Here is a 26,349-nt window from a genome sequence, read left to right on the forward strand (position 1 = left end):
GAATCTGATTGATGAGCAGTCTTCTCAAGCAAGTTGTAGCTCAAGTTTCCAGAACGGTGCCATTGCAGACGGTTTTGATTGTGCCGTTTGTGCTGCAAACTTTGGTGACAGTCGGCTTAGTGGGGTATTTTTCCTTCCAAAATAGACAGGAAGCCATCAGCGATCTCGCCAGTCAACTGCGGCGCGAACTGACGAGCCGGATCGAAGGCAAACTACAAACCTATACCGAGATACCCCATAACATCAATCGGCTCAATGCCAGCACCTTCGCTCAGGGAAAAATTGACCCTAGCGCAGTGAAAGGTGAGTTTCCACTCTGGCAGCAAATTCAGATTTATCCGATGGTGAGTGATATCTACTGTGGCGATCGCAAAGGTTCTCTTCTAGGGGTGCGACGTAGCCCTGCCGATCGCTCAATTGAACTGCGGTCGAGTAATGTTGCTACAGATCGTAAACTCTACGGCTCCAGCCTCGATCGCAATGGTCAGCGAGACCAGTTAATCAGTCAAGGCAACAAAGCCTTCGATGCGCGGGTTCGTCCCTGGTATAAAGCAGCAGTGACGGCAGGCGAACCAAGCTGGAGTGGAATCTATGCCGACTTTGCTAGCCAGTTGCCAACGATCACCGCCAGTACGCCTGTCTATAGCACTGCCGATCGATCGCTGTTGGGAGTCTGTGCCACCGATGTATTTCTGCCTAATGAGATGAGCCGTTTTTTGGCTAGCCTGCAAATTGGCAAGACAGGCATCGCCTTTATTCTAGAGCGATCGGGGCAACTGGTTGCCACCTCCACCGGAGAGGCGATCATAAGTCCTGGGGCAGCAGCAAATCGATTGTCCGCAGTTGAGAGCCGTAACCCTACCGTGCGAGCTACTGCTGCCTATTTACGCGAGCATTTCAGCGATTTGTGGCAGATCCAGACTGCGGAACAGCTTGATTTTAAGTTCGATGGCAGGCGGCAGTTGATTCAGGTGATGCCATTTAAAGATACTCGTGGGCTAGACTGGCTGATTGTCACGGTGTTGCCTGAATCCGATTTCATGGCAAAGATTAATCAAAGCATCCGCACGACGATTCTGCTTTGTATTGCGGTTTTGCTGCTTGGCATTGCGATCTGCATTTTGATTGCCCGATGGATCGCTAAACCGATTGTCAGCGTCAGTCAATCGGCAAAAGCGCTAGCAGACGGTGCATGGAATCAAACGGTAGAAATTGAGCGATCGGGCGATTTGGGCGAACTGGCTCGATCGTTCAACCAGATGGCACAGCAGCTTCAAATCGCATTTGCCAAAATGCAGTCTTTAAACCAGACCCTCGCCCAAAGTGAAACCCGCCTCCAGAAAATTTTAGAGTCGGTTCCGGTAGGAATTGTGGTTATGGACGCAACAGGTCGCCCTTATTACGCGAATCAGAAGGCAATCCAACTCTTGGGCAAGAGCGTGCTGCCGTCTGTCACCCCAGAGCAAATTGCCGAGGTCTATCAACTCTATGTGGCAGGAACCGATCGCCCCTACCCAACCGAACAACTGATGATTAGGCGAGCGCTAAATGGCGAACAGGGCAGTGTGGATGATATCGAAATTCACCAGGGGAATCGGATCATTCCGATCGAAAGTTGGGGAACTCCAATTTTTGATGAGTCTGGCAACATTCTGTATGCGATCGCAGCCTTTCAAGACATCACCGAACGTAAACAAGCAGAGAAGCTTTTAGCAGAATACAATCGCACCCTAGAGCAACAAGTTGCAGAACGAACGACAGCATTGCAGGCAAACGAAGCAGAGCTACGCGGTGTCTACGAGGAGCTTCGCTTACAGGAGCAGGAATTACGACTGATTGCCGACGCTCTACCCGTTCTGATTAGCTACGTCGATGCCAATCGCTGCTTTCAATTTATCAACCGTACCTATGAGGTTTGGTTTAACCGTAGCCGTGAGGAAATTTTGGGCAACCCTGTTCGCCAACTGCTCGGTGAGGCGGTTTATGAACGGATTGAGCCGTATATTAATCAGGTGTTTGCAGGGCAAACTGTCCCTCTAGAAGCAGAAATCCCTTTTCGGGATGATAAGCGGTGCATCAGCGCCACCTTTATTCCTGATTTCGATGACAATGCTCAGGTAAGAGGTTTCTACAGTCTCATGACAGACATTAGCGATCGTAAACGAGCTGAACACACTTCTATCTTAGAAGAGCGTAACCGGATGGCGCGAGAAATTCATGATACACTAGCTCAGTCTTTCACAGGTATTCTGCTTCAAGTTGGAGCAGTAACACAAGTGCTGGCGGATGACCCAGAAGCAACCCAAGTACATCTGGAAATGATTGAGGAACTAGCACGCGCTGGGCTAGCAGGGACACGGCGATCCGTATCAGCACTCCGTCCGCGGCTACTAGAAGAAGGTAATTTAGAGAGTGCCTTGCATCGTATTGTGGCTCAAATGCGAGCAACGACCGACACGGCTCTGATTTGCGAAACTCAGGGTATAGCCTATTCCTTATCAATCGAAGTGGAGAATAACTTACTCAGAATTGGGCAGGAAGCATTAACCAATGCGATTAAATACGCAAGTGCTGGCGAAATTCGGGTTGAGTTAGTGTACAACGAAACACAGTGTATCTTACGGGTTAAAGACGATGGCAGGGGCTTTGGAGTAGGTAGCACTCCTTTGAGCGGTGGGTTTGGCTTATTAGGAATGAGCGAACGGGCAGAGCGCATTGGCGCACAACTATTGATTCAAAGCCAACCGGGACAGGGAACAGAAATTATTGTCACCACCAATCGAGTGTGAAGAATTACAATGAGCCAATCCACTACGATTCGAGTGCTGATTGTTGACGACCATGCCATAGTCAGAAAGGGTCTAGCAACCATCATTAACCGCGATCCAGAAATGACAGCGATCGCTCAAGCTGAAGATGGGCAACAGGCGATCGCCGCGTTTCGAGAATACCAACCTGATGTCACACTAATGGATTTACGAATGCCCAAAATGGGAGGTGTTGAAGCCATTATGGCGATTTGTGCTGAATTTAAGCAGGCTCGGATCGCGGTACTCACAACCTACGATGGCGATGAAGATATCTATCGCGGTTTACAGGCGGGCGCTCAAGGCTATCTGCTCAAAGATGCTAAACCTAGCGAGCTTTTGAATGCGATTCGCGCCATTCATAATGGTCAAAAATATATTCCGCCAGAAGTGGGCGCAAAATTATTGCAGCGAATGAGTAATCCAGAACTCAGCGAACGAGAGTTGGAAGTGCTGCGTTTGATGGCACAAGGAATGGGTAATCAAGAAATTAGCACTGCTTTGTGTATTGGTGAAAGCACTGTCAAATCGCATGTAAATCGGATTTTGAGCAAATTGGGAGTGAGCGATGCCTTCGGCAAGGCTTCTCTACGAGAGGCTACGCCAACGCCAACGCACACAAGCCGTGATTACTGCTGTTAAGCGTGGGATTGTCAGTTTGTAACAGGACTTACGCAAAATTATGAAAAAACGAACCGCGAAGAACGCAAAGAACGCGAAGGAAAGAGGGTTTCAGAGAGTTATTGCGTAAGTCCTATGTAAGTGGGAAAAGAAGGGAAGGGAAGGGAAGTAAATTAAATTGGTATTAGACTCCAACTTTAGTTGGAGACAACCTTCCACTATAAGCTGGACGGGTTCATCCATCACTAGATTGTATAAAAATGTCAACCCAGAGTGGACGACAATAGAGGGTCAATTGTCTATATTAAATCCATAGCAATGTTAGCGCAGTTGGGTTGTAAGGCTTAAGTTTGCTTAATACAAACCGAAACATGACTTACAACCGTGATAATCGTTCTTTATTCGTTCTGCCTTCAACCCAAGATCATATTCAAGGTGTACTGAATGCTGCTGTAGTATTCGTAATGTATGGAGATTATGAATGTTTTCAAAGTGCCAACGTCTATCGATTGATTAAAGTTGCCGGGCAGCAATTGAAGCTGGAGTTTGGAGAAAACAATTTAGGTTTTATCTTCCGTCACTTTCCCCAGAAACAGATTCATCCTCATGCTCAACGGGCAGCCCAAGCCGCAGAAGCAGCAGCGGCTCAAGGGCAGTTTTGGCAAATGCATGAGATGCTGTTTATCCATCAACAGGAATTGGGAAATGGCTATCTAGTCGAGTATGCCAATCGTTTAGGACTTGATATTTCTCAATTTTTGCAGGATTTATCCAAGGGAGCGTATGTCAATCTGATCGATGCGGATATTGAAGGTGGACTGCGAAGTGGAGTAGAGGCTGCGCCCGCTTTGTTTATTAATGGAATTCGCTATCTCGATCGCTGGACTGTTGAGCAAATAATGGCAGCTATTGTTGCTGCAAATGATTAAGGTTATTGATGCTTATTCCAACAAGTATTTCATAACTTCTATACGGACGACAAGAATCAGAGATTTCAGCAATTTAGCAAGAATACAGAGGCGATCGCAATGATGGTTTTTACATGGAAAAAAGTTCAAAAATTGTTGCTGTGGTTATTTGCATTCAGTGTTGTCGTTGGAATATCAATGCATTCAACACCAGCCACCTCTAAAGAATTACCTCAAACGTCCAACTCTAAACCTGCGATCGTTCTCGTTCATGGGGCTTATGCTGACGGGACATCATGGCAACACGTTATTCCATTGTTAGAGCAGGATGGCTACAGAGTGACTGCTGTGCAGATTCCGCTCACCTCGCTTGCTGATGATGTGGCAACGACGAAGCGGGTAATTGAGAGTCAGAAGGGTTCTGTTGTAGTAGTTGGACATTCCTATGGTGGAAATGTAATCACGGGTGCAGCGGCTGGCAATCCACAGGTGAAAGCTCTGGTTTATGTTAATGCTTTCGCACCAGATGCCGGTGAAAAGACGAGTGATTTGAATAAAAGGTACGCAGCCCCTCCGATTAGTACGGCAATTGTGTCTGATGCTGCAAACTTTCTCTATGTCGATCGCGGGAAGTTTCACGAATTTTTTGCCCAAGACGTATCAAAGGCTGAGGCGCGAGTGATGGCAGCAACCCAAAAGCCGATTGCCAGCGCCGCGTTTGAGCAATCAGTGAATGAAATCGCCTGGAAAACAATTCCTTCCTGGTTTCTGGTGACTCAAAGCGATCGCGCCATCAACCCTGAACTTCAACGATTTATGGCTAAACGGATTAATGCTAAGACAACCGAAGTTAACTCCAGTCATGTTCCTTTTATCTCTCATCCAAAAGAGGTTGCCAAAGTGATTGAAGCAGCAAGCGCTGCTGTAAAGTAATCGCAATTTTAAGAGAAGCAGTTTCTCGGTACATACAAGAATGGCACGCTTGATAAGGGAAAATCGTTGAGGCAGCAGGGGTGCTCTTGAGCAAAGGAGCAGGGGAGAAAGAAGAAATTTTAGGCATTGCGTTCAGATATTTAGAAATTCCCCTCTGCCCCCCTGCTCCCGTGCCCCTCTGCAATCCCTACGCCGCTTACCTTTCAGCTTAACTTAGTGCCATTCGTATATACAAATAGAACAGACCTAATTATTGATTCTAGGAGATGCGATCGTGCCGACTCAAAATATAAGTATCACTGAAGTCGATGGCAGTCAACCCTTACTGCATCAACATGGATATGAAATTCAGCAGTATGGAACTCTTCGTGATTTGCCAATTGTTCTCAACCCCAGTGCCCGCAGCGAAAGCTGTGTTTTAGTCAATCAGATTTTGGCAGATACGATTATTCTCTATCACCTTTACAAGAAACATCACTGGTTGATGCGCGGACATACGTTTTATCAACTGCATCTGTTGCTTGACAAACACGCCAGCGAACAAATTGAGTTAATTGATGCACTAGGTGAACGAGTACAAACCCTGGGAGGCGTGGCGATCGCTGATCCGCGTCATGTAGCAGAAGTCACTAAGATTAAGCGTCCGCCCAATGGTGTTGAGGAAGTACCTGTGATGTTGTCGCGGTTACTAGAAGCCCACGAATTGATCGTTGGGGAATTGAGAGTAGCGATCGATAAAACAGCAGCAAATCAAGATAGTGGCACTAACGATTTGTTAGTGAGCCAAGTCCTGCGAACCAATGAGACGCAAGTTTGGTTTCTGGCAGAACATTTGGTGGATACACCATTGGTACGCAGTTAAATTCAGCAGATCGGGCGTTGTAAATGAATAACTAACAGTATTTCAGCGATCGCTCTTTAAATCAGTTCATTCTTGACTCCATTTATCCATTGTAGATAACAGAGGAAGAGAACTTCATGACTAATTATGACTACATTGTAATTGGTGCAGGTTCGGCAGGATGCGTTGTCGCCAACCGTCTGACAGAAGACAATGACACAACTGTGTTACTACTTGAAGCGGGTAATCCCGATACGAAACCAGAAATTCACATCCCAGCGCAATGTCTCAGTCTACTAGGTTCTGAGGTGGACTGGGCATATTTCTCCCAATCAGAACCCTACCTGAATAACCGCAAAATCTTTTGTCCCCGTGGCAAAGTCCTGGGCGGCAGCAGTTCGATTAATATCATGATTTATCTGCGGGGCAATTCTCACGATTATGACCACTGGCAGTCATTGGGGAATCCCGGTTGGTCGTACCTTGATGTTTTGCCCTACTTCAAGAAATCAGAACACTTCTCACGAGGCGCCTCTGAATTTCACGGGGTCGATGGAGAGTTGAGCGTCACGGATCTGATTGCGCCTGCTGTGGTATCCCAACGTTTTGTAGACGCAGCAGTGGAACTAGGATATGACCACAATCCCGATCCCAATGGAATGCAGCAGTCAGGAGCAGGACTCTATCAGTTGACGATCAAGGATGGTAAGCGCCACAGCGCCGCCGCTGCCTTCCTGTTACCCATTTTCCAGCGTCCCAATTTGACTGTAACCACAAGAGCGTTGGTAACTCGCTTGTTGTTTGAGGGTACTCGCACTATTGGGGTAGAATACCTGCACGAGGACATGCTGCACCAGGTTAGGGTAAACTCCGAAGTGATTTTAAGCGCTGGCACGTTCGATTCGCCGAAGCTGCTGATGCTTTCCGGTATTGGTGATGCAGAACACCTGCAAGCGATGGGAATTCCGGTAGTGGCTGATTTGCCGGGTGTCGGTCAAAACCTCCAAGACCACCCTGTTGTGTCCGTGGCACACGAGGCAACTCAGGATTTACACACGGCAAGCAGCAGTAGTGTCGCTGAAGCTGGCTTGTTTTTGCATACTCCGGGTAATCTGGATGCCGCGCCAGATTTACAGTTTCTCTTCGGCCCGGTTGTGTTGGCACCGCCTGGTTATGCCCACTCTGGTTTAGGATTTACAAGTTTCGTTTGTTTAACTCATCCTCAAAACATTGGTAGTGTCAGTTTGCGTTCCCCCGACCCCAAAGACACACCGATGATTCAAATGAACTTTCTCCAAAGTGAAACTGATGTGCAAAAGTTAGTTGTCGGGATTAAATTACTCCGTAACTTGTTCGGTGCAAGTGCTTTGGATGAGTTTCGCGGTAAGGAAATCGCTCCAGGTTCCCAGGTTCAGAGTGATGCAGCACTCGAAGCTTACATTCGGGACACTTGCAGCACTGTGTGGCATCCGGTTGGCACTTGCAAAATGGGCATTGACCCAATGGCAGTGGTCGATCCTGAGTTGCAGGTACATGGGGTTGAGGGATTGCGAGTTGTTGATGCTTCCATCATGCCAACAATCACCACGGGAAATACGAACGCACCGACCATCATGATTGGTGAAAAAGCAGCAGATTTAATTAAAGCGGAGCGTACTTCACAAAGCATTGCCAATAAACTTAATGTCCAAGTTCAATCGCATCTCTAGCGAAATTGGCGACGAAATCCTGGGTGTACCTAGTGGTCTATTGCATTAAATTTGAGGGATAAGAGAACGAACCGCGTACTCCTACGGAGAAGCAAGCTACGCGCAGCGTCTCGCAGAGAAGACGCGAAGTACGCGAAGGAAGAAGGAAAGAAGAGAAATTGAAGAATTTATCTACTTATCAGAATTAATGCGATAAACCACTAGTAGTCCGCCAAGTCAACAATGCTTGGTTTGTAGTGAGCGCTTGGGCGCTCAAATCAAGGACTAAAGTCCTTACTAAAAACTTATTCACCCATCAAAGTTAGTGTGGTGGACTACTAGATATCTCCCTTAGAGGGTGTTATTAACTTCTATATAACTTAGTCCAGAAGCGAAATTCAGCCCTCGTTGCGATTTTCGAGGAATGATTGGAACTGGCTCAATTTTCAGAGTTCATAACACCCTCTATGCCGCTTGAGAACTGGTCTATCACTTAAAAGGAAAACTTAAAACTATGAATTTACAAGCAGAGGCTCAACGTCAAGTGACTGACCTCGTTGTAAGTCTCAAGCAGGGTCATTAAGCAGATCGATCAAAGGAGATGTAAGAAATGGCACTAAGTTAAGATACAGCCCTTGCCCCAACTGGTTCCAAGAATGAATGAAGGGTTAAATCTACTGTTCTCAAAGCTGTGATGCAACAGAACCGATAACACTTCAATGGTTCACACAAATCCACAATCCCCATCAGATTAACATAATGAAAAAACTAGAAGGAAAAATCGCCCTTGTCACGGGTGGCAACAGTGGCATCGGTCTTGCTACAGCCAAACAGTTTGTTGCTGAAGGTGCCTATGTCTACATCACGGGTCGTCGCCAAGTCGAACTGGATGCTGCTGTAGAAGCCATTGGTAAAAATGTTACGGCTGTGCAGAGCGATGTTTCTAATCTGGCAGACCTGGATCGTCTGTTTGCCACCATTAAGCTTGAGCTTGGACACCTCGATATCATCTTCGCTAATGCTGGAGGTGGACAAATTGCCCCACTTGGAGCAATCACTGAGGAACACTTTGACAAAACATTCAACATAAATGTCAAAGGTTTGCTGTTCACTGTACAAAAGGCACTGCCACTGTTGCCAGAGGGCGCTTCTATTATCCTGAATGCTTCGATTACTTCTATAAAAGGTACGCCAGCTTTCAGTGTTTACAGCGCCACCAAAGCCGCCGTGAGATCATTTGCTCGGAATTGGATACTCGACCTCAGAGAACGCAAGATCCGAGTGAATGCCATTAGCCCTGGTGTGGTTCCGACTCCTGGTTACGATCATTTGGGACTGAATGACCAGCAGTTGCAAGAATTCGTGGACAGCCAAGCCAGCACCATCCCACTGGGACGAGTCGGTACACCCGATGAGATTGCCAAAGCCGTTGTCTTTCTCGCTTCAGATGACAGCAGCTTTGTGAATGGCATTGAGTTGTTTGTTGATGGCGGTATGGCACAGATTTGATGTCTGCTATTCCGATTCTTCCATCCATCGCAACGAGATATGAGGAGATCAAGATGACAACGAGCAATTTCGATTTTACTGCCCGCGAAGCACTACGCCTACTCGGTCCCGATCCCGAAAACTGGGTGCCCGATCGCCCTGGCATCGATCGCAATGTCACTATAATAGGTGGCAGCGGCAGTGGTAGTACCTTTGCATTTGCGCTACGGCGTGCTGGGATCGGTCGCGTGACGGAGATCGATGCAGCCGATGACGAGGCTCATGCAGGCGTGTGGTTGACGCGAGCGCGGATGAGAACGCTCCGCACACCGAAACATCTGCCTGGTCCAGAACTAGGCATCCCAGAATTGTCCTTTCAAGCCTGGTACGAAGCGCGGCACGGTGCGGCAGCCTACGCGGAGATCGATCGCATTGGGCGAGTGACTTGGGCTGAGTACCTCAGTTGGTATCGGCATTTCCTGGGTATCCAGGTTCGTTACCGGACGAAGTTGGTGCGGATTGAACCAGTCGCAGGTTTCTTCCGCCTACACCTTGAGGTAAACGGTGTCCCGCTCTTAGAGACTACGCGCAAAATTATCTTCGCCAATGGCGTGGCTGGCACGGGTGGTTCGTACATACCTCCAATACTGGCTGACTTACCCCGCACGTTGTACGCACATACCGCCGATGCCATCGATTTTGAAGCACTGCGCGGTAAGACTGTGGCGGTGCTGGGTGCGGCGGCTTCAGCTTTCGATGCAGCAGCAGTGGCGCTGGAATCGGGAGCTAAGGCAGTACATCTATTTGTACGGCGATCGGCGATCGCATCTCTGTCAGTCCTTCGGGTACGGGATTACCCTGGTGCTTACGACAACTATCCCCAACTACCCGATGCAGCCCGCTGGTTCCAGGCTTGGCACTTTCGTCAAGCAGGCACCGCGCCACCCCCGAACTCGATTAAGCGAGCGATCGCTTTCCCGAACTTTCACATCCATCTATCTGCACCTTGGAAATCGGCACGGAAACTGGGCGATGCGGAAGCCGCCGCCAAAGGCGAACGCATTGCCATCGAGGTGAACGATGATGTTTTCGAGTTTGATTTTGCGATCGCTGGCACTGGTTACTTCGTTGACCCAACAAAGCGTCCCGAACTAGCCGACTTTGCCCAGCATATTGCCCTCTGGCGCGATCGCTACCAGCCACCAGAAAACCTGCGCGACGACGGTTTGGGGGCACATCCTTACCTCGGTAGCGCCCACGAATACCAAGAAAAAGTACCTGGCACTGCCCCTTATCTGAAAGACATTCACGTATTTAATCCTGCTGGTTTGGTCAGCTTCGGATTGCCAGTTGGTGACATCCATAGCATCCGCCGCGACGTACCTGCAATAGTATCGCGCATCAGTCACGACTTGTTCTTTAAGGACTGGGCGCATCATGAGGCACGGATCACAGGCGATATTGCCCCCGATTTTGAGAACTCGCTCTATGCTGCTGCGGTGTGGAAACAACCGATCGAGGCAGCGACCCGCTAGGTCAACAACCTTTTCACCAGTAACAAATAATTCCGGCTGGGAAACGATGTCGGTAGAAAGTGATTGCCATTTCACAATCACTGCTGAATCAAGTATCACTGTTAAATCAATTCACTTAACAGTGTCATTTCAACAGATTGTTTACTACTTATCAAAGGAGAATGTCATGGTTGCTCAAATAAACTCGTCAGCAGCAAAAATTTTGGAAGTTGCAGACGATCCACGTCTTTCCAGTGGGGTGAAGGAATTTTTGAAAGTGCTGAATTCAGGAGGTGTGCCGCTAGAGACACTCACTGCAATCGAAGCACGTCAAGTACTCGTGGATGCACAGGTTTCTGTTCCAGTAGACCTTTCAGGCATTGAAGAGTCTGAGAAGAAAATTATCGCTGACGGTTATTCGATTACGCTCAATATCGTGCGACCGGAAGGCGTCAAAGGCACATTACCTGTTTTCATCTTTATTCATGGTGGTGGTTGGGTGTTGGGTGATTATCCAACACACAAACGCATGGTTCGCGATCTGGTTGTGCTTTCAGGGTTTGCAGGGGTCTTTGTCAACTACACGCGCACGCCAGATGCTCAGTACCCACAGGCGATCAATGAGATTTATGCTGCGACCAAATGGGTTGCCGAGCATGGTGAGGAGATTGGGGTGGATGGCAAGAATCTGGCAGTGGTCGGCAACAGTGTCGGCGGAAATATGACAGCAGTCACTGCTTTGAAGGCGAAAGAAAACGGAGGGCCACACATCAAGCTACATATCATGATGTGGCCGATTGTCGATGCCGATTTTGAAACGAATTCTTATCATCAATTCGGCGACAAACGGTACCTAACTGTACCCACGATGAAGTGGATGTATGACCTGTACATCCCTGACCCAGAAAAGCACAAAGACATCTACGCATCTCCCTTACGAGCGACGGTTGAGCAACTCAAAGGCTTGCCTCCAGCATTAATTGTGGTTGCAGAGAGCGATATTTTGCATGACGAAGGCACAGCCTACGGACGCAAGCTCGATGAAGCTGGGGTAGAGGTGACAACGGTACAATATAACGGCATGATTCATGACTTTGGACTGCTCAATGGTTTAGCCGAACTGCCACAAGTCCGCTCTCTGTTTGTTCAAGCTGCTGCTGAATTGAAGAAACATCTGCAATAGGATGCGATCGATGTTTTTAGGGAAAGGAAAAGACGCTCTTCCATCGCTTTGCTGCTTACCGAGTTAGCGTAGGGGAAAAGGGTAAAGCGGAATGGCACTAAGTTAAGACACAGCCCTTGCCCTGACTGGAACAAGCCTGGAGGCTGGGAACTAATTCTGAGAGGCTCCGCCTCCAAAGGCTTGATCGGAGGCAGAGCCTCTCGAAATACATTCCCAGCCTACAGGCTGGGAACGAGGTAAAACAAGACTTTCGGCTTATCTTAGTGCCATTCGATCGTAATACAAACTACTCTCAGGTAATTACCTGCTATGAACAGCCACACACCGAGCGCTAGGGACATTATTGGATCGTCACCGTTGATTGCGATTGAAAACGAAGCACCACCCAAGCTGATTGTCGATCCACCGCTTCCCGAACCACTGGCACAGGGACGTGTCTTCATCCAGTACCGGACGGAGAATTTGCGCGTGTTGCCAGTGTTCGGCAAAGGTGCCCTCGAAGTATCGCCGCGCATCGGTCATATCCACATCACCGTTGACGACGCGCCGTGGCACTTTGTCGATGCCAGTGGGGAAACGATCATCCTGGTCGGACTAGAACCTGGCGTACACAAGGTGCTGATCGAACTAGCTGACCCCACGCACAAAGTAATCACTAGCGAAACTGTAGAGTTCACGCTGCCCGATCCTAAGAAATCATCATGAAAAAACTAGAGGGAAAAATCACAGTTTTGACGGGGGCATCTGGGGAAATGCTGCACATCGCGGGTGGTAGTCATTGATTCTGTATTAAACTGCTTTTGAGGTAATTCGGTCGGCACGCACTTACAGCAGAATTCAGAATCCAGAAGTAAAACAGGGTTCATATCTAGCTTTGGGACTTAGTTTGTGTACTCCACCAACTTGAAACCTGCTGTAATTTTAATTTAACCATGTTGAGACGTTGGTGTACCACTGCGTGAAAGCAAGCTACGCAAAGCGTCTCCAAGAGTTGCCTCTCGGAACGAGAATCGCGATTCTACCGCTTACATACTATGAACAACCCCGAAAATTCTCGACTACCCCTGCCGCCTTTTGATAATGAATCCGCTATCCAAAAAGTCCGAATTGCAGAGGATGCTTGGAAAGGAGACGCTACGCGAACGCAAATACCACTGGATACTAGTAGTTCGCTTTCCCCAAAATTGCTGGGTGGAGGTCGGCGCTTGTGCAGGGGAGCAGGGGAGCAGAGGAGAGGCAAATACCAAGTTCTTTCCCCTCTGCCCCTCTGCCCCTCTGCTAACCACCATGCAAAGTTTCCTTGGCAGACTACTAAATCGTCGTCCTGACGATCGTCCCGGATTGTCAGACCTCAATTTTTGAAAAGCCCAACGGTCATATCACCCAGTTTTTATCCTACAAAAAGTCCACTGCTATGAATGCAAACAACGGCATCATCAGCCAGATCAGCCCGTATGCAGTGACCGAAACTATCGATCGCTTTGCAGCCATCCTTCAAGCAAAAGGCATCACCGTTTTTGCCCGCATCGATCAACAGGCTGAAGCCGAAAAAGTCGGACTTAGCCTACCTCCTACACAGTTGTTGCTGTTTGGCAACCCGAAAGCCGGAACTTCTCTCATGGTGGCAGAACCAACGATCGCCCTGGATTTACCCCTGAAAGTACTGGCATGGGAAGCGACTGACGGCAAGGTGTGGGTGAGTTACAACGATCCTAATTACTTAAAACAGCGATTTTCTCTCTCCGATGAGTTGGTGAAAAATATCGCTATCATTGCACCTTTAATCTATCAAGCACTTAGTTCCGCCGATCGCCAATAAGTTGCAGAATTAGCACGCGATCGCACCTTGGCGTTTTTGAAACAGCATTTAGGCAGTGGTGTCAAAGTCTGAAATAGGTCTACTGACCGATAATTCGCCCACCGCGATCGCTCTAGCAACCAAGATATTCTGATTCTGAATCACTGGGAAAACGCTGCATATCGCGGGTGGTTTTTAAGAAAGAGAACAGTGAAAATCAACAAGCAAGCAGAAAAACCATGCACATCAACAAGAATGACACCGCAATAGTCGTCATCGATCCGCAAAACGATGTCTTGAGCGAAAAAGGGGTTTCCTGGGATTTGGTGGGTGAGAGTGTTAAAGATAACAACACCGTCGAGAACATTGAGCGAATCTTCAAAGCCGCAAAGCAGAATGAATTTGAGGTTTTTATCTCCCCTCACTATTACTACCCCACCGATCATAATTGGAAATTTGCCGGCAACCTAGAGCAAATGATGCTTGAGGTTAAGGAGTTCGATCGCCGTGGCGCGTTGAGCCTCGATGGATTCTTGGGATCGGGTGCTGACTGGCTCGATCGCTACAAGCCCTTCATTGAGGATGGGAAGACGATTGTGGCCAGTCCTCACAAAGTCTATGGGCCGCAAACCAACGATCTCGTTTTGCAACTACGTAAACGCAACATCAGCAAAGTCATTCTACTCGGAATGTTGGCGAATCTTTGTGTTGAAGCTCACCTACGCGAATTGCTCGAACAGGGATTTGAGGTTCTTGTCGTTAAGGATGCAACAGCAGCTCCTCGGCATCCGAAATTGGGCGACGGCTACAAGGCAGCACTGATCAACTTTGGGTATATCGCCAATGCAGTTCTTTCTACAGATGAAGTTGTTGCAGCAATGCAGTAATGTCAAACTCATTAATCTTACAACACTCATGAAAACATCCGCGTTACTCCTGGCTCTGTCAATCAGTATCTTAGCTAATTTTTCCTTACCAGCTTCTGCTGATTCTACTGCTGGCCTCATCCTGAGTACAAAATGCCAGGGTCGGTACAACATCAATATTTGGCAGAATTATAATTCCGGTGAATTGCTCTATCGCGCGACCAGTCCCAACGGTAATTTAAATTTGGGCAAAGGAACTAAGCAAGCGACAGAAGGTGTTCGAGTGTATAAGTTTCGGAGTGGAATTTATGAATATTGGGTGTGGGATGGCACGTTGGATAACCCGCAGTCTGGAACTTTAGAGGTGTATAAAAACAACCGTATCTTGATGAAGCAAGCTTGTAGAAAAAGTTGAATCCTAAGCGCGGATGTTATGATGCACTTTTTGTCAACCCAGCTAGTGGTCTGTCATAATTCATTTTGACGGTTAAAGAGACGCGATAAATCGCCGTCTCTACAGGAAATTTATCCATCAATTATTTATTGACACAGTACTAGGGCAAATACGTTATCGCTAAAACCCTCTTAGTCAGCCAGTTTTTTCTGAAATTTATAACACCTTCTAGAGATCAATCGTACTCACCCGATCAAACCCAAAGGATATGGAATTGGACACTCAACACTATGACGACATTATTATCGGCGGCGGCAAAGCGGGTAAAACACTTGCGCCGGCGTTGGTTGCTGACGGACGTAAAACCGCTCTGGTTGAACGCAGCTTAAATATGATTGGTGGCGGGTGCATTAATATTGCCTGCATTCCTACTAAAACTATGGTGGCGAGTGCCAATGTCGCAAACACAGTGCGAAAAAGTGCCGCTTATGGGGTTAAAACCAATACACCCAGCGTTAATTTAGCAGAGGTGATCCAACGAAAACGATCGGTTGTGCAAGGGATGCGTGAAATGAACTTGCACAATTTAGAAACTGCTTTGGGTCACGAACTGATCATTGGTACAGCCCGCTTTGTTGCTCCCAAAACAATTGAAGTAACGACGACTGAGGGGAACAATCGCTTACTTACCGCCGAACGGTTATTTATTAATACAGGCACACGACCGTTAATTCCATCCATTCCCGGACTCACAGAAGTTGAGTTTTTAACGAGTGAGTCGATTATGGAGCTAGAATATTTGCCTGAACACTTGATCGTTCTCGGTAGTAGCTATATTGGTTTAGAGTTTGCCCAGATGTTTCGGCGCTTTGGCTCTAGGGTTACTGTCATTGGGCAAAGTGAGCAAATCCTGTCACAGCAAGATCCAGATATAGCGATCGCAGTTCAAACACTGCTAGAACAAGATGGTATTGAATTCTTGCTGAAGGCGAAGGTGTTAAGGATCGATTGCACTGGTAATGACACCATCTTGCAAATCCAAGTTGGCGATCGTGAAATCACCCTCAAAGGGTCGCATTTGCTCGTCGCCGTTGGTCGTGCGCCCAATATCGAGAGCTTAAATTTAGCTGCTGCTGGTGTGGCAACTAATACACGCGGATTTATTCAAGTTAACGATCGCTTAGAGACAAATGTACCCGGAATTTGGGCGTTAGGCGACATCAACGGCGGCCCGCAATACACTCATATATCGCTCGATGATTATCGCATTATCAAAGCTAATTTAATTGATGGGGGCGATTCTCCTTTGGAGAGGCTACGCCAACGCAGTACAGGCGATCGATTGGTTCCATCGTGTCTATTCATCGATCCAGAACTGGCTCATGTAGGTTTGACTGAAACTGAAGCACAGCAACAAGGATATGCTATCCGCGTGGCGAAGATCGATGCGTCAGCCGTTCCTAGAGCGAAAACGCTTGGTCAAACCGATGGACTGCTAAAGGCGATCGTGGATGCAGATACAGGTCGTATTTTAGGGTGTTCCCTGTTGTGTCATGAAGCAGGTGAAGTGATTTCAACAGTGCAGATGGTGATGCAAGCTCAGATGCCCTACACCGTTCTGCGCGATGGTATTTTGACTCATCCCACGATGACCGAAGGGTTAAATATATTGTTTTCCAAGTTGTAAAAAGACAGCAATTGCAGACCCAAGGATTTACCAAACAAACGACATTTCACTCTTGAAAAAAGTAGATATAGCATCATGAGTAAAACATCTAAAGTCGGTATTATTGGTGCAGGTAATGTAGGTGCAGACGTTGCAAATGCTTTAGTTTTACTCGGTAGATGTGTAAGGGTTGTCCTTTTTGACCGAACCTTATCAAAAGCTGAAGGACAAGTATGGGACATTGAAGACAGCATTCCCCTACTTAAAGAGATGGAAATTATACCATCAAACCAGTATGAAGATTTAGCTGATTCAGATATCATTGTTGTGACTGCTGGGGTGCAGCCGAAACAAGGACAGACCCGATTAGATACATTGAGCGACAATGCAGAGATTATACGTTCGACAATCAAAGAATTGGATCGAGTTGCACCGAACTCAATCGTAATTATCATTAGCAATCCAGTGGATGTACTAACGCGGATTGCGATCGCTACTTCCACCAGAGCAGAAAACCTAATTTTCGGTTCGGGAACTGTTCTTGATACTGCTAGACTGAGATATCAACTTGGAAAGCGACTGAGTGTTGCAAAACAAGACGTTCATGCTTATGTGATTGGAGAGCATGGAGACAGTGAATTTGTCGTTTGGTCTAGTGCATTTATTGGGGGAATTTTGTTAACTGAATTTCCCATACCACAAGGAGCAACGCTAGAACAAATTCAGCAAGAGTACGCACAGTTAACTCGTAAACGAGGCTATAACATTTTTGAACGCAAAGGAAATACAAGCTATGGTATATCAACAGTAGTTTGTCAGTTAGTTGATACTATCCTGCGAGATGAAAAGCAGATATTTCCAGTATCGGCCAGAGCAGATTCTAACTATGGAGTTGGCAGTGAAGTTGTTTTTGGACTTCCATGTATCATTGGCTCAACAGGTATTGAGCGCCAACTGCTGTTATCAAGAAATGCTCATGAACAACACTTATTAGAAGAATCAGCCAACAAACTCAATGAAGCCTATAATTCTTTGCATAATTAAAATCAAATTGGAACCCTATTAAACAACATACTCGGCATTCCATCCGAAACGGTTTTTAGTGAGATAACAAGTGATTTACCTAAATCGATTCATGCTTGTAGTTTGCCAAGTTTTTTACTGAAACTTCAAGCATTTATTTTGGCATTTACTCTCCAAAAAGCATTTATTTAATCAGTTTACTTTAATATATTAAAATGATTTAATGCTCTGATCTTAGTACAGCACTTCCTTAATTCGTAGCGAATTAAATTTGACAATACCCTGCAATGGCAATGAATGCGCCGACTTGCATTGTTAATGCGTTGGCTTGCATTGTTAATGCGTTGGCTTGCATTGTTAATGCGTCGGCTTGCATTGTTAATGCGTTGGCTTGCATTGTTAATGCGTCGGCTTGCATTGTTAATGCGTCGGCTTGCATTGTTAATGCGTTGGCTTCCTCTGCATTGGAAACGCTACGCTTTTACGCAAAACTGTACTTAGCTTGATTCTAATTTCCGGTCGCCCATAACGCCACCGCTAGTTTTTCATGTGCATTTGTTTCAATCAATAGTCACGAAGTATTCAGAATTTTATAACCCGCAACTTGGGTTATCTAGTTGCGATCGCATTTCTACAGGAATATCAATTCAAGTTGAGTAAACGAACGATTTAGCGTTATTTGGCTTAGTTGTTGCAGCCATAAGTTCTACTCCCAATATGTTCTGGAAAAATGAATGATCGTTAGGTTAGTAATTTGCCCCGCAGCAAGAGCCGCACTGTCCCTAGAGCAATACTACCGATCGCAATATTTGCGCTTATGAATAGCAGTAGTGCCAATTCTTGCATCACTCCAGTCATGCCGCGTTCAACAAGGCGCAAGGATGCCAGCGACAAGGCGGCAATGCCGAGGGTGAATGCCCAGTAGGTAGCTGTAAAGGGTTGTTGAAATAACCACGGTAGCAGCCGCAGTAAAATCAGCCCTTGAAACAGTCCATAGCCGAAGAGGAACTGAGCAAAGGCATCGGGCTGACCACTGGTGAGACTCAAATAAGCAACACAGCCAACAGCAGGGGGGGCAAGTTGAATGCCCAGCGTTGGACGTAGTGGTTTAGGCAACGCTTCTAACAAGTAGAGGCGCTGCATAATCATCGACTCCAGTGCTAGCCACGAAAACAGCCCTCCTCCAAAAAACAACGGGCCCCATTCTCGATAACCGAGGGTACTAGCAACGATCGTACTGACAAAACTACCCGCGACTGTAGAGAGGTAGAGAATGGGTGTAATTATTTCTGGCTTACGTCCTCCCATCCATAGCTGACCGGAACGATACACGCCAAAGCTTAACTGACCAATTGTACCGACGACAAATAATGTGATGGCGATCGCACGAGAGTAGGGTGCGATCGCTAGCGCCACAAACATCGTAGACACAGGCACTAAGCTGATAAAGCAACACAAAATAGGATGCTCAAATTCAGCTAAGGCATCTGCTCTCGCCCACAGCCATTTACCCACATAAAGCAGCAACAACACGAGCCAGATTGCAATTGTCAGCAACATAATTGCTTCGCTAATCCAGGTAGGCAAGTGCCAAAGTTTAGCAGCTACTCGCCAGCAACTACCTAATCCTGCCAAACCCAGAATCATGCCAAAAAAGGAAGCAGGAATGATGGCACGATAATTTTTCAATAGGGTAGACTTTGGACGGGATTTTCTCATGATCTAGCTTTCCTGGCAGCAGTAGAGAGATGCAAGCGATGAAAAAAATCAGGCATATTGGGGTAGGGAAGATTGCTTCAAGGTGAGGATTTGGTTTGTAATAGAGACAACAAACCCAATTTTTAGCTGTTTTGATCGATTTCGATCGCAAACTTATCAAAACAGTCTTGATAGACAAATTAGGTCAGTGCAGAATGGCACTAAGAAAAGGTAAAATCGTTTGATGGTGACGAATGTGCCGCAGGAGTAAACTAGTAGTTCGCTTTCCCCAAAATTGCTGGGTGGAGGTCGGCGCTTGTGCAAGGGAGCAGGGGAGCAGAGGAGAGATTTGTACAAGTTCTTTCCCCCTTGCCCCTCCGCACCTCTGCCCAAGAGCTTGCCACCACGCAAAGTTACCTTGGCAGACTACTAGAACAGCATAGACAGACTGTTTCATTCATTGCAGCGCTAAAGCGTTGATCGAAGACGCTTTTTGCGGATGTCTGCGGCATTGCTTCCTAAAATAAACTGTTCGACTGCATTGGCGAATTTTTCCTCTTCGTAAGCTAATCAGCATTTAAGTTGCATAAAAGCAGGGCTGAAGCCCTTACTACGAGCGAATCATTCTAGAAAAATGAATGACGATTAGCTTAGGATGTCGTTACGAACTGAGCTTGCTTTTGCACCATAGTTATTGTTTCATCAGAAGTCTGGCAATAATTTCGTAGCAATAACCACCGAGCAGTACACCGGCTGCTCCAATTAACCCCATAAGTGGAGGAACAGGTGCGGGTAGCTTTGTCGCCATAAACACCACACCGATAATCCAGCCACCTAATAGAGATAAACCTGCTTGTTTGAAATCCATTACAATTGCCCCTGCTTTCAACTCCCACCGTTTCCGCCATAGTAATCTGCACGTAGTCGATATTATTACGATTCCAGATAGGCTCAAACAGTCCATTCCCAAAGCGAAACACCATAATATTCTAGACAGTTTCTTTGCCCAGGTAGCGATCGATACGGTAAATTTGGCTTTCCTTCAGTACGCGACTGATATTTTCATTTAGGGTGCGAGCAGAATTTAGATGGCGTCCAAATGGTTTTTCAATAATGACGCACCGCCATTGTTCGTCTTCTTCCTTAACCATTCCAGCCGAACCGAGTTGCGCGATGATGTCGCAAAAGAAGTTAGAGGAAGTTGCTAGATAGAATAATTAATTTCCTTGAGTGCCGCATTCGCGATCTACTTGAGTTAACAAATCTTGTAGTTGCTGGTATGTCTTAGCATTCTGAAATTCACCTTGAAGATAGTACGATCGCTGCTCGATCTGCTGCCAGAGGCGATCGTCAACCGCAACCGTTGCGAATTCGTGGATATCCCGATTGAGTTGGCTGCGAAAGTCGTCTTGGCTCATGGGAGTGTGAGCAATCCCAACGATCGCAAACTTCTGTGGCAGTAAATTACTGCGTTTCAAGTTATAAAGGTAGGGATCAGCAGACGCTTGGTTAAATCTCCGGCAGCACCAAAGATGACGATCGCAAAAGGTTCAGCTGGATGAACCGAGCTTTCAACTTGAGACTGAGGTGCAGTGGCGATCGTCATGATTTTATTTCCGCCTGTTGTTCTACGTGTCCGCCAAACTGGAAACGCATGGCAGACAACAGCTTATCCGCAAAATCATTTTCGCCGCGTGAGCTAAACCGTTGATACAGGGCTGCGCTGAGTACAGGGACAGGAGTGCCTTCGTCAATGGCGGCTGCGATCGTCCATCGTCCTTCGCCTGAATCAGACACGCGCCCCCCAAAGCCTGATAGGTCTGGTTGTTCCAGGAGGGCGATCGCAGTTAGATCCAGTAGCCAGGAGGCAATTACACTGCCCCGTCGCCAAACTTCGGCAACATCAGGCAGATTAAAGTCATACTGATAGTGTTCAGGATTGCGGAGGGGGGTCGTTTCAGCATTAGCCACACGGTTTTGCTTACCCACATTGGCGTGATGCAAGATATTCAATCCTTCTGCGTAGGCTGCCATCAAGCCATATTCGATGCCATTATGCACCATCTTGACAAAATGCCCCGCCCCATTCGCTCCGCAGTGCAGATAGCCTTCTTCAGCCGTACCGCCCACCTTTTCCCGTCCAGCAGTACGCGGAATATCACCCCGTCCGGGAGCTAATGATTTAAAAATGGGATCGAGATACTGAACCACCATCTCAGATCCACCAATCATCATGCAATAACCACGCTCCAAACCCCACACTCCGCCACTGGTTCCCACATCTAGGTAGTGAATGCCCTTTTGCATCAGATCATTTGCCCGTCGAATATCGTCAATGTAGTAAGAGTTGCCGCCATCAATTAAGATGTCGCCGGAATCCAGTTTTGCAGCCAGTTCCTTCACCATCTGCTCGGTTGGTTCTCCGGCTGGCACCATCAACCAAATCGCACGAGGTTTATCGAGCTTCTGGACAAAATCATCCAAGCTGTAAGTGCCGATCGCCCCTTCTGATGCAAGCAGTTTCACTTTGTCAGGTGTGCGATTGAACACCACACATTCATGGTTGTTTTGCAGCAGTCGCCGAACAATGTTCGCACCCATACGTCCCAGACCAATCACTCCCATCTGCATAATTTTTCTCCAATGTAATTCTCGTTTGCATAGAGTCGGTTCTAATTAGAGATAAGATTCTGGTTCATTAACAGAACAGCAATATTTCATCCTTTCTGCTCAAGTACATCACCTGTGCAAAAGGGAGGCGATGGGCTTAAACCTCGCCAGAGGAAGATCGCAACTCCGTTCGATGTATTGTTTTATCGATTATCGATTGATTTCTCAAATGTATATAATTGTGAGTGACCCGTTCTAGTTGGGGCTGAGATGACAAATCGACTCACCCCTTGCTCCCACTTTGCGGTTGCATCAACGGTGTAAGGACTAGCGGTGCCAAACTGGTTAAGGCTGCTGGGTGGAGGGGTGAAAACCAGATGAAACTTACTTCCGCGATGGGAACCGCTAATTTGAGCAAAGTTCTCACCATCATTAGACTTCAAACTTCCGTACAGTTTGCCGGCAGGATCGATAAATACGAGTATCTGCCCCTGAGAACCGACAGTACGGAAGGTTCCCGTCCAACTGCCCCGGTAGGGAAGTACATAGTCTTGAGAGGAATTTGGTTGAGCTTGGCTGATTGTAAGCGCGAAGAGAGGCTGCGAGTGTAGCAGTCCCATCATGCCAATCGTTAAGATTCCACCAATCAATCGTTTTGTTGTTCGTGTCTTCATCAGAAAAATGGGTAGAAACGCCGTCATAAAGCACGGCTTTACATGGAATGCGGTAAAAAGTTTTCGCTTGGCGGCGATGAGGAGGTTGTCCACTCTAATCCAGTAGCATACACAGCTGGATGAGCGATCGCTCTCATTGTTCAACCGAAGAAAGAGGCTGTTTTGCGGTGGTTTCTGGCTTCATCTTGGGTCTGTGATAGCGATGGAAAGTTTCTTCCTTCAGCCATTCTGTGGTTGCCTTAAAGTCATGCAGTGGGGTGGGCAGCATTTCCAAATACGTTGCACTGCGAATTAGATCGCCAGGTTTGCCAGTTATCTGCACTTTGTGAAACAAGTTTGCTACCCCATTTCCTAAACCCAATTTCATTAGCGTACCCCGAAGATTCACATGGGCTGGGCTAGGGGATGCTCCTTTAGCAAGGGCAATCAAATTGTGGGCAATACTCGCACCTTGCTGATATGCCACCTGCGCTAGAGCCGGTAAGGTTTGTGGCTGCACGTCCGCGCAATCGCCTGCGGCAAACACTTCTGGAAAATCCAGCAGTTGCAGAGTTGAGGTGACGAGTGGTAGCCCATGCTTATCCAGGCGATCTGCGGGAATTTGGGACTTGAGATTTTGGATGAGTGGGTTCACGGCAGTCCCGGCTGTCCAGATAGTGGTTTGAGTCAACAGGGTTTTTATCTCAGTGCTGTTGGCAAGTTGATACTCCAGGTGGTCTTGAGCAACCGCTTTCACCCCTACGCCTAATATCAACTCAACAGGTACTTTTCGAGTTCTGAAAGCGTGGAGAGCCTCTGACTGCAAACCCGCGTTGACATCGCCTGCGAGAATCGTCTTGCCATGATTGATTAAGACAATGCGAATCTGACGAATATCGCCGCCGAGTTGGGCGTACCAGTCGGGTAACAAATCTGCCAGGGTTGCCGCCATTTCTACCCCTGTCGGGCCTGCCCCAACGACAGCAAAGGTGAGGAGCGATCGCCGTTGTATTTCGTCATCCGTTTGGCTAGCACGTTGCAAACATTCTCTTAACTGGCGTTCCAGAGCGATCGCATTCTCTTGTGTCCGAAATGCGAATGCGTTTTTTTGTGCGCCCTCTGTTCCTAAATAACCCTGAATACTGCCAACAGCTAAGACCAGACGATCGTAGATATAATCTGAGCCAGAAGCTAACTTAAGATGTTTTTCTTGCAGGTCGATCGCCACTACTTTGTCCTGTACAAAGTTGATATCACTGCCTTGCAGCAACTCTTTATAAGTCGGACAAACGGTATCTTCTGACAATTCACCTGTCAATAGTTCATACAACATTGGCTTGAAGACAAACCGTTCTTGTGGATCGATCAAAACGATCGAGCGCAAGTCTTGTTGATGACGCAGATGCAAGGCTGTAAAAAGACCTGCGAAGCCTGCTCCGACAATCACTGTAGGGCGAGAAGAATTCATTTTAGTAAAGCAGTATCGCTAAGTTGAGCTAAACCTTGAAGCTTTCGTGGGGTTTCAGAACTCTGGAACGATCAGAGCTTTAGGGGCGGCATAATTAAGAGATGAGGTCAGAAATAAAATATGACATTACAAGGTGTGGCTGCTGTTAATTTAAACAACAACTTCTTGAGCAGCTTTAGGATTTACCCTAGTTAGAATCTGTTGCGCTCGATAGATTTCCTCATCTGTTCCTGAAACAATCACCATAAACTTGCCAGCTTTGATTTCTGTTTCGTACTTCAGGGCTTGCTCTTTGGGAATACCCAATCCTACAAGGGCACCTGCCAGCCCCCCTGCAACAGCAGCTCCTACACCCCCCACAACCATACCTTCAAGCCAACCTGCCAGCACTCCGGCAACGTGTCCAGCTACAATTACAGGGCCGACTCCTGGAATAAACAGCAAACCAACCCCTGTGAGAATGCCAAATAGTCCACCAAAAAAGCTGCCCCAATAACCTGCTTCTCCGGCTCCAGCTTTAGCCGTATCTTTCCAGGTAAGAAAGCCACGGATATGCTCAGTGGTTTGATAGTCTTTACCGATGATCGAAATCTTTTGCATATCGAAGCCCGCTTTTTGCAGTTCTAATACGGCGGCTTCTGCTTCAACATGGGATGGAAAAACTTTCACAGTTTCGTGTTTATCTGACATAGATTTGACTCTTTATAAGTGAGAATTAAACAGCATTATCTTTTTAGTGAACAAGACCTAATTGAAGCGCCCGGATTACTGCCTGAGTGCGTTGGCGTAGCCTCTCGCACAGAGCTTCTTCAAAATATTGCGAACATGGGTTTTCACCGTACCCGTACTGATGTACAAATTTTGGGCGATTCCATCATTGCTGTGCCCGTCAACAATCAGTTGCAATACCTCTAACTCGCGCTCAGTCAACGGTTCAATAGTAAGAATTTGGCTTTATTCCGGTTCTATGGCTCGAATTGCAATTGTTTCAGCGTGGTTGCTGCCATCAGCTTGAACAGGATTTGCGTGTTGAAGCAATCTAGCGACCTCTTGGGCGACAGCAGTAAGTGCATGATTAATAGGAGACTTTCTAAAAAAGTTACTCTGAGTTGGAACTTTGGAATACTCAAAATCATCTTCAACTAGTAATGGCATACGTGTCATAAAATTATCCTCAACGAAATATTGATTGAGATTACTGACCTCAATTAGTAGATGATCTAAACTGTTTGAAATACTGAGAAATTATTCTGTTGCCAGAAGACCATGAATAAGAATCAATAACACAATTGATCTGACGATGACGTAAAGCCGATCGTGCTGTTACCAAAACGCGAACATTGATGCGAGCAATGTACACTTTTTTAGATATATCAGGCAGGAATTGGGAAATATCAGGTCACAGTCAAAGCTCACTGATACTGTATGTTCAGGATCGGCGTTGAGCATACAACCCTCTTCTTACTCTCCTTGTGTCAAGGAAACTGAAATATTGCAACTAAATTACTCTCAATATTTGCCTGAATTAAATATATGCAATTAACTCTAACTTGTCGTCCACTCAAAGTTGAAACTTTTGTACAATACAATGATTGATGAATCAGTCCATATATCAATGTAAAGTTGGCTCCAACTAAGGTTGGAATCTAAATTAATACTAAAGTTCAATACCTTATACCAATTTAATATGAAGCTGCATAGAATAAAGCTTCCAGGATAAAGTTATAAGAAGAGACAGAAATTACCTGCTCAAATGTAAGTTGGTCGAAGATTTCTTGGATGCGATGCCTACGGCGGGCTACGCCTACGCTAAAATATTGTACGAAGATACGTCAAAAGAAAAGCTCACAAATCTTGCAGGGATTGAAGAAGCAGTGCAAAGCCAAAAGCAGAAGTTGTGAATGTTAGCCGCACGGCTGTTTACGATAAATTAAACGGGGTGGAAACAAATGTTAGTTTGAGCGATGCCGGAAAATCCTTGCCGATCAGGCGAGTTGTTTTGAAACTAAAAAAACCAGATCGCAACGGTGAGAATGAAATCGTCATTTTTACAATGCTTCCAACTCCCACTGTTACCGCAGCAGTTGTCACACAATTATACCGAGAAGGGCGCAGTGTTGAAAATCTGTTTCAAAATGTAGGGGACTGGGGATTACCCACTTGTAGGAAGCTTTGAGTAAACTTCAGGAG

27 protein-coding genes and 4 pseudogenes are annotated in these 26,349 nt (G+C 46.7%); 19 read left to right on the forward strand and 12 right to left on the reverse strand.

Going from position 1 to position 26,349, the window contains the following annotated elements:
• Positions 1–11: 11 nt before the first annotated feature.
• From V7L01_RS06365 to V7L01_RS35365, 17 genes and pseudogenes are all read left to right on the forward strand, one after another.
• The gene (locus V7L01_RS06365; protein WP_335032926.1) at positions 12–2,789 is read left to right on the forward strand and encodes a PAS domain-containing protein; all 2,778 of its coding nucleotides are present in this window, start codon (positions 12–14) and stop codon (positions 2,787–2,789) included.
• A 9-nt stretch (positions 2,790–2,798) separates the two neighbouring features.
• Positions 2,799–3,471: pseudogene (locus V7L01_RS06370) on the forward strand (response regulator transcription factor).
• Between the two features lie 328 nt (positions 3,472–3,799).
• A complete protein-coding gene (locus V7L01_RS06375; protein ID WP_335032928.1) occupies positions 3,800–4,357 on the forward strand; it encodes a DsbA family protein in 558 nt (185 codons plus the stop codon).
• Positions 4,358–4,456: 99 nt separating this feature from the next.
• The gene (locus tag V7L01_RS06380) at positions 4,457–5,269 is read left to right on the forward strand and encodes an alpha/beta fold hydrolase (protein WP_335032930.1); all 813 of its coding nucleotides are present in this window, start codon (positions 4,457–4,459) and stop codon (positions 5,267–5,269) included.
• A 274-nt stretch (positions 5,270–5,543) separates the two neighbouring features.
• Positions 5,544–6,131: a Dps family protein gene (locus V7L01_RS06385; protein ID WP_335032932.1), complete on the forward strand. Its 588-nt coding sequence runs from the start codon at positions 5,544–5,546 to the stop codon at positions 6,129–6,131.
• Between the two features lie 116 nt (positions 6,132–6,247).
• Positions 6,248–7,819 (forward strand): GMC family oxidoreductase, encoded by a 1,572-nt coding sequence (locus tag V7L01_RS06390; RefSeq protein ID WP_335032934.1) that lies wholly within the window; start codon positions 6,248–6,250, stop codon positions 7,817–7,819.
• A gap of 738 nt (positions 7,820–8,557) precedes the next feature.
• The gene (locus V7L01_RS06395; protein ID WP_335032936.1) at positions 8,558–9,307 is read left to right on the forward strand and encodes an SDR family oxidoreductase; all 750 of its coding nucleotides are present in this window, start codon (positions 8,558–8,560) and stop codon (positions 9,305–9,307) included.
• Between the two features lie 53 nt (positions 9,308–9,360).
• A complete protein-coding gene (locus V7L01_RS06400) occupies positions 9,361–10,821 on the forward strand; it encodes a SidA/IucD/PvdA family monooxygenase (RefSeq protein ID WP_335032937.1) in 1,461 nt (486 codons plus the stop codon).
• On the forward strand, positions 10,775–11,983 hold the full coding sequence (locus V7L01_RS06405) for an alpha/beta hydrolase (protein WP_335032939.1): 1,209 nt from the start codon (positions 10,775–10,777) through the stop codon (positions 11,981–11,983). The genes V7L01_RS06400 and V7L01_RS06405 overlap by 47 nt, the downstream gene beginning before the upstream one ends.
• A gap of 309 nt (positions 11,984–12,292) precedes the next feature.
• Entirely contained in the window at positions 12,293–12,688 is a 396-nt protein-coding gene (locus V7L01_RS06410; RefSeq protein WP_335032941.1) for a DUF6130 family protein, read from the forward strand.
• 411 nt (positions 12,689–13,099) lie between these two features.
• Positions 13,100–13,345: a hypothetical protein gene (locus tag V7L01_RS06415; RefSeq protein WP_335032943.1), complete on the forward strand. Its 246-nt coding sequence runs from the start codon at positions 13,100–13,102 to the stop codon at positions 13,343–13,345.
• A gap of 52 nt (positions 13,346–13,397) precedes the next feature.
• Positions 13,398–13,802 (forward strand): DUF302 domain-containing protein, encoded by a 405-nt coding sequence (locus V7L01_RS06420; protein ID WP_335032944.1) that lies wholly within the window; start codon positions 13,398–13,400, stop codon positions 13,800–13,802.
• Positions 13,803–14,020: 218 nt separating this feature from the next.
• Complete coding sequence (locus tag V7L01_RS06425) at positions 14,021–14,668, forward strand: cysteine hydrolase (protein WP_335032946.1); 648 nt, start codon at positions 14,021–14,023, stop codon at positions 14,666–14,668.
• Positions 14,669–14,696: 28 nt separating this feature from the next.
• Positions 14,697–15,062, forward strand: a complete 366-nt coding sequence (locus V7L01_RS06430; RefSeq protein WP_335032948.1) for a hypothetical protein — start codon at positions 14,697–14,699, stop codon at positions 15,060–15,062.
• A gap of 247 nt (positions 15,063–15,309) precedes the next feature.
• Positions 15,310–16,728 carry a mercuric reductase gene (locus V7L01_RS06435; RefSeq protein ID WP_335032950.1) on the forward strand — a complete coding sequence of 473 codons (1,419 nt, stop codon included), beginning with the start codon at positions 15,310–15,312 and terminating at the stop codon, positions 16,726–16,728.
• A gap of 75 nt (positions 16,729–16,803) precedes the next feature.
• Positions 16,804–17,751, forward strand: a complete 948-nt coding sequence (locus V7L01_RS06440; RefSeq protein ID WP_335032951.1) for an L-lactate dehydrogenase — start codon at positions 16,804–16,806, stop codon at positions 17,749–17,751.
• Between the two features lie 8 nt (positions 17,752–17,759).
• Positions 17,760–17,922: pseudogene (locus V7L01_RS35365) on the forward strand (IS982 family transposase); the annotation flags it as partial.
• A 73-nt stretch (positions 17,923–17,995) separates the two neighbouring features.
• Here V7L01_RS35365 and V7L01_RS06445 read toward each other — a convergent pair.
• The 12 genes and pseudogenes from V7L01_RS06445 to V7L01_RS35380 form a co-directional block, all read right to left on the reverse strand.
• Positions 17,996–18,169, reverse strand: coding sequence for a hypothetical protein (locus V7L01_RS06445; RefSeq protein WP_335032953.1), 174 nt, complete (start codon positions 18,167–18,169; stop codon positions 17,996–17,998).
• A 302-nt stretch (positions 18,170–18,471) separates the two neighbouring features.
• Complete coding sequence (tehA, locus tag V7L01_RS06450) at positions 18,472–19,449, reverse strand: dicarboxylate transporter/tellurite-resistance protein TehA (RefSeq protein ID WP_335032955.1); 978 nt, start codon at positions 19,447–19,449, stop codon at positions 18,472–18,474.
• A gap of 670 nt (positions 19,450–20,119) precedes the next feature.
• Entirely contained in the window at positions 20,120–20,296 is a 177-nt protein-coding gene (locus tag V7L01_RS06455) for a DUF1427 family protein (RefSeq protein WP_099102416.1), read from the reverse strand.
• Positions 20,297–20,351: 55 nt separating this feature from the next.
• Positions 20,352–20,411: pseudogene (locus tag V7L01_RS35370) on the reverse strand (hypothetical protein); the annotation flags it as partial.
• Between the two features lie 6 nt (positions 20,412–20,417).
• Positions 20,418–20,906, reverse strand: a pseudogene (locus V7L01_RS06460) (hypothetical protein).
• Positions 20,903–21,034: a hypothetical protein gene (locus V7L01_RS06465; RefSeq protein WP_335032957.1), complete on the reverse strand. Its 132-nt coding sequence runs from the start codon at positions 21,032–21,034 to the stop codon at positions 20,903–20,905. The pseudogene V7L01_RS06460 and the gene V7L01_RS06465 overlap by 4 nt, the downstream one beginning before the upstream one ends.
• On the reverse strand, positions 21,031–22,059 hold the full coding sequence (gene gnd / locus V7L01_RS06470) for a phosphogluconate dehydrogenase (NAD(+)-dependent, decarboxylating) (protein ID WP_335032959.1): 1,029 nt from the start codon (positions 22,057–22,059) through the stop codon (positions 21,031–21,033). The genes V7L01_RS06465 and gnd overlap by 4 nt, the downstream gene beginning before the upstream one ends.
• Positions 22,060–22,241: 182 nt before the next feature.
• Complete coding sequence (locus tag V7L01_RS06475) at positions 22,242–22,712, reverse strand: hypothetical protein (protein WP_335032961.1); 471 nt, start codon at positions 22,710–22,712, stop codon at positions 22,242–22,244.
• A gap of 133 nt (positions 22,713–22,845) precedes the next feature.
• The gene (locus tag V7L01_RS06480; protein WP_335032962.1) at positions 22,846–24,159 is read right to left on the reverse strand and encodes an NAD(P)/FAD-dependent oxidoreductase; all 1,314 of its coding nucleotides are present in this window, start codon (positions 24,157–24,159) and stop codon (positions 22,846–22,848) included.
• Positions 24,160–24,309: 150 nt separating this feature from the next.
• A complete protein-coding gene (locus tag V7L01_RS06485; protein ID WP_335032964.1) occupies positions 24,310–24,849 on the reverse strand; it encodes a general stress protein in 540 nt (179 codons plus the stop codon).
• 75 nt (positions 24,850–24,924) lie between these two features.
• Complete coding sequence (locus V7L01_RS35375) at positions 24,925–25,089, reverse strand: LuxR C-terminal-related transcriptional regulator (RefSeq protein WP_442936940.1); 165 nt, start codon at positions 25,087–25,089, stop codon at positions 24,925–24,927.
• Positions 25,090–25,113: 24 nt separating this feature from the next.
• On the reverse strand, positions 25,114–25,323 hold the full coding sequence (locus V7L01_RS35380; protein WP_442936941.1) for a hypothetical protein: 210 nt from the start codon (positions 25,321–25,323) through the stop codon (positions 25,114–25,116).
• A 596-nt stretch (positions 25,324–25,919) separates the two neighbouring features.
• Here V7L01_RS35380 and V7L01_RS06495 point away from each other — a divergent pair.
• Together V7L01_RS06495 and V7L01_RS06500 are read left to right on the forward strand one after the other, a co-directional pair.
• Positions 25,920–26,060 (forward strand): hypothetical protein, encoded by a 141-nt coding sequence (locus V7L01_RS06495; RefSeq protein ID WP_335033193.1) that lies wholly within the window; start codon positions 25,920–25,922, stop codon positions 26,058–26,060.
• Positions 26,057–26,335, forward strand: coding sequence for a hypothetical protein (locus V7L01_RS06500; RefSeq protein ID WP_335032965.1), 279 nt, complete (start codon positions 26,057–26,059; stop codon positions 26,333–26,335). Before V7L01_RS06495 ends, V7L01_RS06500 begins: the two co-directional genes overlap by 4 nt.
• The last annotated feature ends 14 nt before the right edge of the window (positions 26,336–26,349 follow it).

Origin of the sequence: Nostoc sp., from assembly GCF_036917095.1 — a bacterium.
GTDB lineage: Bacteria > Cyanobacteriota > Cyanobacteriia > Cyanobacteriales > Nostocaceae > Nostoc.

Bases quoted from the DNA above. Each gene is read 5' to 3' on its own strand.
- V7L01_RS06475 (WP_335032961.1), bottom strand. From the start codon at position 22,712: ATGAAGACACGAACAACAAAACGATTGATTGGTGGAATCTTAACGATT.
- V7L01_RS35380 (WP_442936941.1), bottom strand. From the start codon at position 25,323: ATGACACGTATGCCATTACTAGTTGAAGATGATTTTGAGTATTCCAAA.
- V7L01_RS06440 (WP_335032951.1), top strand. From the start codon at position 16,804: ATGAGTAAAACATCTAAAGTCGGTATTATTGGTGCAGGTAATGTAGGT.
- V7L01_RS06485 (WP_335032964.1), bottom strand. From the start codon at position 24,849: ATGTCAGATAAACACGAAACTGTGAAAGTTTTTCCATCCCATGTTGAA.
- gnd (WP_335032959.1), bottom strand. From the start codon at position 22,059: ATGCAGATGGGAGTGATTGGTCTGGGACGTATGGGTGCGAACATTGTT.
- V7L01_RS06425 (WP_335032946.1), top strand. From the start codon at position 14,021: ATGCACATCAACAAGAATGACACCGCAATAGTCGTCATCGATCCGCAA.
- V7L01_RS06380 (WP_335032930.1), top strand. From the start codon at position 4,457: ATGATGGTTTTTACATGGAAAAAAGTTCAAAAATTGTTGCTGTGGTTA.
- V7L01_RS06445 (WP_335032953.1), bottom strand. From the start codon at position 18,169: ATGCAAGCCGACGCATTAACAATGCAAGCCGACGCATTAACAATGCAA.
- V7L01_RS06365 (WP_335032926.1), top strand. From the start codon at position 12: ATGAGCAGTCTTCTCAAGCAAGTTGTAGCTCAAGTTTCCAGAACGGTG.
- V7L01_RS06455 (WP_099102416.1), bottom strand. From the start codon at position 20,296: ATGGATTTCAAACAAGCAGGTTTATCTCTATTAGGTGGCTGGATTATC.
- V7L01_RS06375 (WP_335032928.1), top strand. From the start codon at position 3,800: ATGACTTACAACCGTGATAATCGTTCTTTATTCGTTCTGCCTTCAACC.
- V7L01_RS06480 (WP_335032962.1), bottom strand. From the start codon at position 24,159: ATGAATTCTTCTCGCCCTACAGTGATTGTCGGAGCAGGCTTCGCAGGT.
- V7L01_RS06410 (WP_335032941.1), top strand. From the start codon at position 12,293: ATGAACAGCCACACACCGAGCGCTAGGGACATTATTGGATCGTCACCG.
- V7L01_RS06395 (WP_335032936.1), top strand. From the start codon at position 8,558: ATGAAAAAACTAGAAGGAAAAATCGCCCTTGTCACGGGTGGCAACAGT.
- tehA (WP_335032955.1), bottom strand. From the start codon at position 19,449: ATGAGAAAATCCCGTCCAAAGTCTACCCTATTGAAAAATTATCGTGCC.
- V7L01_RS06435 (WP_335032950.1), top strand. From the start codon at position 15,310: ATGGAATTGGACACTCAACACTATGACGACATTATTATCGGCGGCGGC.
- V7L01_RS06405 (WP_335032939.1), top strand. From the start codon at position 10,775: ATGCTGCTGCGGTGTGGAAACAACCGATCGAGGCAGCGACCCGCTAGG.
- V7L01_RS06415 (WP_335032943.1), top strand. From the start codon at position 13,100: ATGCTTGGAAAGGAGACGCTACGCGAACGCAAATACCACTGGATACTA.
- V7L01_RS06465 (WP_335032957.1), bottom strand. From the start codon at position 21,034: ATGACGATCGCCACTGCACCTCAGTCTCAAGTTGAAAGCTCGGTTCAT.
- V7L01_RS06400 (WP_335032937.1), top strand. From the start codon at position 9,361: ATGACAACGAGCAATTTCGATTTTACTGCCCGCGAAGCACTACGCCTA.
- V7L01_RS06390 (WP_335032934.1), top strand. From the start codon at position 6,248: ATGACTAATTATGACTACATTGTAATTGGTGCAGGTTCGGCAGGATGC.
- V7L01_RS06430 (WP_335032948.1), top strand. From the start codon at position 14,697: ATGAAAACATCCGCGTTACTCCTGGCTCTGTCAATCAGTATCTTAGCT.
- V7L01_RS06420 (WP_335032944.1), top strand. From the start codon at position 13,398: ATGAATGCAAACAACGGCATCATCAGCCAGATCAGCCCGTATGCAGTG.